Here is a 6,980-nt window from a genome sequence, read left to right on the forward strand (position 1 = left end):
GTCCTGGCCCGCACGGCGGTCACGCCCGTTACCGCCGTGCCCGTTGCCGGTCCAGACCACGGCCAAGGCGTCATCGGCCTCCCGCGCGGTGTAGCCGAGCCCGAGCAGCGCGAGGCGGACCTGCTCGGCGACAGTGACGCCGGCGCCCGCGGGCGGCACGGCACCATCGCCGCCGGTAACCCCACCCGTGGCAGGGCCGCCGTCCCCCGCAGCGGACACCGCAGTGGGCGCGGGGGGCCCGAGCCGGTCCTTGAGATCGAGGATGATGCGCTGCGCGCCCTTACGACCGATACCAGGCACCTTCGTCAGGGCTGTGAGGTCCTCCGCCGCGACCGCACGGCGCACGCCGTCCGGGCTGTGGACGCCGAGCACGGCCTGGGCAAGTCTGGGACCGACCCCGGAGGCTCCCTGCAGGGTCTCGAAGACGTCGCGCTCGTCGGCGTCGGCAAAACCGTAGAGGGTCAGCTCGGTCTCCCGGACGACCAGCGTGGTGACCAACCGCGCGTCCTGCCCGACCCGTAGCCGGGCGAGGGTCGCAGGGGTGCACTGGACGAGCAGACCGACCCCACCCACCTCGACGACGGCGGCTTCGGGTGACAGGGCGGCAACCGTCCCGGACACGGACGCGATCATCAGAGGCTCCCGCCGGGGACCGCAGGGGCCTGCCTGACGGCCGCCCGCATCCTGGCAAGCGCCGGCCCCCGCGACAAGTGGCAGAGAGCAAGGGCCAGGGCGTCGGCGGCATCGGCCGGGCGCGGCGGGTCGGACAGCTTCAGCAGGCGGCTCACCATGAAGGTGACCTGAGCCTTATCCGCCCGGCCGCTGCCACTGACCGCAGCTTTCACCTCACTAGGGGTATACAGTGCGACCGGTAGACCACGGCGTGCCGCAGTGACGATCGCCACCGCCCCGGCCTGGGCGGTACCCATGACCGTCCGGACGTTGGCCTGGCTGAACACCCGCTCGACCGCGACCGCGTCGGGGTTGTGCCGGTCGATCCACTCGCCGAGGCCGCGTTCGAGCGCCCACAACCGGGAGGCGACGTCGTCGGTAGCAGGAGTGCGCAGCACACCGACCTCGATCAGGGACGTCTGCCGACCCGGCCCGCCGTCGACGACCCCGAGACCGCAACGGGTAAGCCCCGGATCGACCCCCAGCACCAGCACCGGCACCCTCCCCAACCAGCTCGTTGACCAACAGCCCGACCATCCGTCGGACATCGTGACCGCCAAGTGGCCTGAGGATTTAGGCCTCCCGGCGACGCGAAAAACATGATCGCGCCGTCTTCGGCCCTCCAGCGGCCCGAAGAACTGGCCCTCCCGGCGGTTCGCCACGATTGTGACACGTCTGAACGCCTGTTCGAGTGTAGCGACACGCCCGCCCGGCAAACCCCTCGCAGCTCAAGGACGGAATCAACCGGCGCTTCGGAATGCCACAGCCGGCCATCGGCCCAGCACAGATCGGCATATGGTGAGGTGACCGTTGGCGCACTGAGGAGACCGTCGGCGCCCTGCCGGGAAAGAGGTCCACGCATGGGCTCCGATGCCGCGACCGGCGCCGAAGCGGCGACCGGATCGGCAGCCGAACATAGGAGCGGGCAACCGCCGCGTGCGCACGGGTCGGTCCGTGCGCGGCACGTCCGCCTCGATGCCGGCGACGTGGAGCTGTCCGGGTTGCTGGCCGAACCCGACGGTGAGCCGCGGGCCGTCGTCGTCGGCCTGCCTGGTGGGGGGATGCGCGCGTCCTACTTCCACGGCCGCGCGCACCCGGACCTGTCCCTGCTGACCATCGGTGCGACCCTGGGATTCAGCGTGCTGGCACTGGACCGTCCCGGCTACGGCGCCTCGGCGGCTCTGGAGCCGGCCCGCCAGACGCTGGCCGCACAGACCGCCATCACCTGGCGGGCGCTGGAGACCTTCGCGGCATTCCACGCCGTGGGAGCGGGCCTGTTCCTGATCGGCCATTCGTTCGGCACGATGCTGTCGGTGTCACTTGCCGCGGACGAGCGCGGCAGCAGCCTGCTCGGGATCGACGTCTCCGGGGTGGCGGCACGATACCGTGACGATCTGTGGTCGCTGCAGCTCAGCGTCGCAGGCGGCAGCGTGGCTGAGACCCGCAGGCAGCGCGCCATCGCGGCCCGCAAGCTGTTCTGGGGGCCGGAGCACCTTTACCCGTCCGGCACGTTCCTCCTGGGCGTGGCACCGGCGGTCCCCGTGCCGGTCGGTGAGGCATCCGATGCCACGAAGTGGCCGCAGATGCTGCCCCTGCTGGGCCCACGGGTGCGGGTGCCGGTCCGCTGGACGCTTGCCGACCACGAGTACTGGTGGGATGTCGGCGAGACGATGGAGGCCGAGATCCGTGCCGCGTTCAGCGCCGCGCCCCACTTCGAACTGGTCCAGCAGCGCGGAGCGGGCCACAACCTCAGCCTGGGGTGGGCGGCCCGCTCCTACCATCTGCGGGCGCTGTCCTTTGCCGAGGAATGCATCCGCGACCGGGCCACGGACTGACCACACCCGAGAACACGGTGATGCCGAGAACCACGGTGGCCACCGAGAACCACAGCGGCGCCGAGAACGCGGTCAGGCCGACACCAGCTCCATGATCTCATCGGAGATGTCAGCGTTGAACCAGACGTTCTGGACGTCGTCGAGGTCCTCGAGCGCCTCGACGATCTTGAGGACCTTGCGCGCAGTCTCCTCCTCCAGCGGCACGCTGACACTGGGCAACCAGGAAAGGTCCGCCGAGGACACCGTGAGCCCCGCCCCGGCAGCCGCGAGGCGCACCGCGTTGAGGTCCGTCGCCTCCGAGACGACCTCGAAGGCGTCGCCCAGGTCGTCGACCTCCTCCGCACCGGCGTCGAGAACCGCGGTCAGGACGTCGTCCTCACCGAGCCCGGGCGTCTTTGCGACGAGGACGACGCCCTTACGGTTGAACAGGTATGACACCGAGCCGGGATCGGCGACGCTGCCGCCGTTGCGGGTGATGGCCACGCGGACGTCGGAGGCGGCCCGGTTGCGGTTGTCGGTCAGGCACTCGACGAGCACGGCCACCCCGTTCGGCGCGTACGCCTCGTAGGTGATCTCCTCGTAGTTGGCCCCGCCGGCAAGCTCGCCCGATCCCCGCTTCACGGCGCGGTCGATGTTGTCGTTGGGAACCGACTGCGACTTCGCCTTGGCGATGGCGTCCGCAAGCGTCGGGTTCCCGGCCGGGTCCCCACCACCGGTCTTGGCCGCCACCTCGACCGTCTTGATCAATTTCGCGAACAGCTTCCCGCGGCGCGCGTCGATGACAGCTTTCTTGTGTTTGGTGGTCGCCCACTTGGAGTGACCGCTCATGCCGTGCCCCTCACCTGTCCCAGCCCCTGCCTTTCACGAATGCCCTCCACCATGCTGACGAACAGCTGGTGTATACGCGTATCGCCGGTGAGCTCCGGATGGAACGCGGTTGCCAGCACATTGTCCTGGCGGACCGCGACAATCCTGTCACCGACCCTACCGAGCACCTCGACCTCGTCCCCGATCTTCTCCACCCACGGCGCCCGGATGAAGACCGCCCGGACCGGACCGCCGGCGACGCCGGTGACGTCGATCTCCGCCTCGAACGAGTCGACCTGGCGACCGAAGGCGTTGCGCCGCACGACCACGTCCAGCCCGCCCAGCAGCGGCTGACCGGGCCGGCCGTCCAGGACGTCCCTGGCCAGCAGGATCATGCCAGCGCACGAACCGAACACCGGCAGCCCGGCCGCGATCGCGTCACGCAGCGGCTCCAGGAGCTCGAACACCCGCAGCAACCGGCCGATCGTAGTGGACTCGCCGCCGGGCAGCACCAGCCCGTCCACGGCGTCCAGATCGCACACCCGGCGCACCTCGACAACCCGGGCACCGGCCGCGGCCAGTGCCCGGGAATGCTCGCGGACGTCGCCCTGCAGAGCCAGCACACCCAGCCGCACCGTGCCGGCTGTCGCTGCCGACGCCTGTGCCGGCGCCGCGGCCTGTGACAGAGCCATCCCGGGGTCGTTCACCATCCGCGGTCGGCGAAGCGGTCCGTGGGCGCGAGCTCGCCGACGTTGATACCGACCATGGCCTCGCCGAGGCCGCGGGAGACCTTCGCGATGACGTCGGCGTGGGTGTACATGGTGGTGGCCTCGACGATCGCCCGGGCACGCCGCGCCGGATCACCGGATTTGAAGATGCCCGAGCCGACGAACACCCCGTCCGCTCCCAGCTGCATCATCAGGGCGGCGTCCGCGGGGGTGGCGATACCGCCGGCGGTGAACAGCACGACCGGGAGCGCGCCGAGCCGCGCCACCTCGGCAACCAGCTCGTACGGGGCGCGCAGCTCCTTGGCCGCCGCGAAGAGCTCGTCGGGGGCCAGTGCGGACAAGCGTGCGATCTCCGCCCTGATCGTGCGCATGTGCACGACCGCGTTGGACACCTCGCCGGTGCCCGCCTCACCCTTCGACCGGATCATGGCTGCGCCCTCGCCGATCCGGCGCAGCGCCTCCCCCAGGTTGGTCGCGCCGCATACGAACGGGACGGTGAACCGCCACTTGTCGATGTGGTGGTGCGGGTCGGCCGGAGTGAGGACCTCGGACTCGTCGACGTAGTCGACCCCCAGCTCCTGGAGCACCTGGGCCTCGACGAAGTGGCCGATGCGCGCCTTGGCCATCACCGGGATCGACACCGCCTCGATGATCGATGCGATCATCTCCGGGTCGCTCATCCGGGCAACCCCGCCCTGGGCGCGGATGTCGGCGGGAACCCGCTCCAGGGCCATCACGGCGACCGCGCCGGCGTCCTCGGCGATCCGCGCCTGGTCGGCCGTGACCACATCCATGATCACACCACCCTTGAGCATCTCCGCCATGCCCCGCTTGACACGGGCCGTTCCCACGTGAGTACCGCCACCGGCACCGGCTCCGCCGGGCAGCGCGGCCGCCCGTGCGGACCCGTGGTCCGGCTGGGCGGGCTCGGCAGTGGTCAGGCCCTCGGACATGGCATGCCTCTCTGTACGCAGACTGGATCGGTGGGCAGGAATCAGTCCGCAGCGAACGTCCCGGTTGGACGGACGCCGACAAACCGCGGCTTCCACGAGCGGAACCACGTCGGACGCGCGAAATTCAACCCGGGCGGAAGACATCCCATCCTACGACCGGAAGCCCGTCCCGGACGGGACGGCGATTACGACCGACAGTACAGAAAAATCTACGGTGCAAACCTGGACATGTCATCGTCATGCGTAGCGCCGTCATGCGTACCGTCATCATCGGAGCCGTCGGCGCCGGGGTGCTCGTTCCTGCCCCCGATGTCGCCGCGCATTGGAAGCGCGTCGTCGATCTCGAAGTAGGCGGGCAGGAGGCTGCGGCCGGACAATCGCAGCACCCGCACGATCCGTCTGGCACGCAGCGCCCGCACGTCGCGTACGGCGTCGTTGTGCAACTGGCGGGCGAGAGCGACCCGGGCGGCGGCGACATCCACCGCGTGCAGGGCGTCCGGCGCCCGATCCGCGGTCGCCGTGACCGCCGGGGAGCGCAGGGCCCGGCTGAGGCTGTTCTCCGCCGCCTCGGTGTCGTTGTCCAGCGGGCCGCCCGCCGCGGGGGCCACATGTGCCGCCCGGGCCCGCTCCACCGCCTCGCCCAGCTCCACCAGCTCGCACCGCCGGGCCAGTTCCCCGGCCACGTCCACCCGCAGCGCCAGCTGGCCGACCAGACCCGCCCGGGCGTCGTCCACCCGGACCGCCAGGCGGTCCAGACGGCTTGCCAGCCAGGTGAGATAGGTGGCGATCGCCACGACAATCACGACCGTAACAACGACGAGGGTCACCTCGCGCAGCGTAGTCAACATGGGGTGGGAGCGCGCCAGCGGGCATGAACCTCCTCACACCGGATGGCGGACGGCCTCCGAGCGGCCCAGGAACCTGAGCCTCCCGGACCTCAAGGTCGACCCCCGGATCGGCCCCCGGACCCGAGCGCGAAAAGAACATGATCGTGCTGCCGCCGGCCCGCTAGGCGCTGTTCGCCGCCAGCGACACGGGCCTGTCGCCGACGACCATCTCGTACACTCCGACGATCTGCTTCGCGATCACCGTCCAGTCGTAGGCGGCCACCACCGCCCGGCCCCGCCCGGCCAGCCGCCCGCGTTGCGCGGGATCGGCCAGCAGATCGGCGAGGGTGTGAGCGAGGCTCGCCGCGTCGGCGACCGGGAAAAGCCGGCCGGCGCGGCCATCGTCCAGGACCCGACGGAAGGCGTCGATGTCACTGGCCACCACCGGAACACCCGCGGCCATCGCCTCCAGCAGGACGATGCCGAAGCTCTCCTGCCCCGTGTTGGGCGCGCAGTAGACCTCCCCCGAGCGGAACACCCGGGGTTTGTCCGCGTCGGAGACGAGACCGAGCAGGTGGACGCGGTTGCGCAGGTCCGGCTGCACCCGGTCGAGCACCGCCTCCCCGTCGCCGGGGCCGGCGACCAGCAGCCTGGCGTCGGCGCACCGCGCCACCAGGGTCGGCAACGCCGCAAGCAGCACGTCCAGACCCTTGCGCGGCTCGTCGATACGCCCGAGGAAGACGACCGTGGAGCCGTTCGAGACCGGTTCGGGCAGCGGGACCGCCCGCTGGAAGGTGGGTATCGACACGCCGTTGGGAATGAGGATCGCGTCCACGCCGAGATGCTCGACGAGCGTGCGGCGGGCCGCTTCGGACACCGCGATCCTCGCCCGGACCTTCTCCATGGACGGCTGCAGCGCCCCGTGCGCGGCTGTGAGGATCTTCGAACGCGGGTTGGACGTGTGGAACGTGGCGACGATCGGGCCGTCCGCGAGCATGCAGGCGAGCAGGCTGACGCTCGGCGCCGTCGGTTCGTGCACGTGCAGGACGTCGAAGTCGTGCTCGCGCAGCCACCGGCGCACCCGCGCCGCGGACACCGGCCCCATCAGCAGCCGAGCGACCGAGCCGTTGTAGGGCACCGGCACGGCGTGGCCGGCGG

8 protein-coding genes are annotated in these 6,980 nt (G+C 70.8%); 1 reads left to right on the top strand and 7 read right to left on the bottom strand.

The genetic code is table 11. The features are described from left to right. Nucleotides 1-633 (bottom strand): Holliday junction branch migration protein RuvA (ruvA, locus tag DD1DGNOD_RS16010; protein ID WP_131770484.1); only part of this gene is annotated, 633 nt, incomplete at its 3' end. Then, the gene (ruvC, locus tag DD1DGNOD_RS16015; RefSeq protein ID WP_131767200.1) at nucleotides 633-1,166 is read right to left on the bottom strand and encodes a crossover junction endodeoxyribonuclease RuvC; all 534 of its coding nucleotides are present in this window, start codon (nucleotides 1,164-1,166) and stop codon (nucleotides 633-635) included. The genes ruvA and ruvC, both read right to left, overlap by 1 nt. 366 nt (nucleotides 1,167-1,532) lie before the next feature. Between ruvC and DD1DGNOD_RS16020 the strand changes: the two genes are divergently transcribed. Beyond that, nucleotides 1,533-2,507, top strand: coding sequence for an alpha/beta hydrolase (locus DD1DGNOD_RS16020; protein ID WP_165035032.1), 975 nt, complete (start codon nucleotides 1,533-1,535; stop codon nucleotides 2,505-2,507). A gap of 72 nt (nucleotides 2,508-2,579) precedes the next feature. On the opposite strand, the gene DD1DGNOD_RS16025 is transcribed toward DD1DGNOD_RS16020, so the two are convergent. The 5 genes from DD1DGNOD_RS16025 to DD1DGNOD_RS16045 form a co-directional block, all read right to left on the bottom strand. Then, entirely contained in the window at nucleotides 2,580-3,335 is a 756-nt protein-coding gene (locus DD1DGNOD_RS16025; RefSeq protein ID WP_131767201.1) for a YebC/PmpR family DNA-binding transcriptional regulator, read from the bottom strand. Then, nucleotides 3,332-4,006: a pyridoxal 5'-phosphate synthase glutaminase subunit PdxT gene (pdxT, locus tag DD1DGNOD_RS16030; protein WP_131770481.1), complete on the bottom strand. Its 675-nt coding sequence runs from the start codon at nucleotides 4,004-4,006 to the stop codon at nucleotides 3,332-3,334. The genes DD1DGNOD_RS16025 and pdxT overlap by 4 nt, the downstream gene beginning before the upstream one ends. An 11-nt stretch (nucleotides 4,007-4,017) precedes the next feature. After that, on the bottom strand, nucleotides 4,018-4,995 hold the full coding sequence (gene pdxS / locus DD1DGNOD_RS16035; protein ID WP_131767202.1) for a pyridoxal 5'-phosphate synthase lyase subunit PdxS: 978 nt from the start codon (nucleotides 4,993-4,995) through the stop codon (nucleotides 4,018-4,020). A gap of 209 nt (nucleotides 4,996-5,204) precedes the next feature. Continuing rightward, nucleotides 5,205-5,843: a hypothetical protein gene (locus tag DD1DGNOD_RS16040; RefSeq protein ID WP_241255759.1), complete on the bottom strand. Its 639-nt coding sequence runs from the start codon at nucleotides 5,841-5,843 to the stop codon at nucleotides 5,205-5,207. A 160-nt stretch (nucleotides 5,844-6,003) separates the two neighbouring features. Beyond that, nucleotides 6,004-6,980, bottom strand: a 977-nt coding sequence (locus DD1DGNOD_RS16045; RefSeq protein ID WP_241255760.1) for a glycosyltransferase family 4 protein, incomplete at its 5' end; no start/stop codon positions are given.

The sequence above is a fragment of the Candidatus Protofrankia californiensis genome, assembly GCF_900634765.1.
In the GTDB taxonomy this organism is placed as follows: Bacteria; Actinomycetota; Actinomycetes; order Frankiales; family Frankiaceae; genus Protofrankia; species Protofrankia californiensis.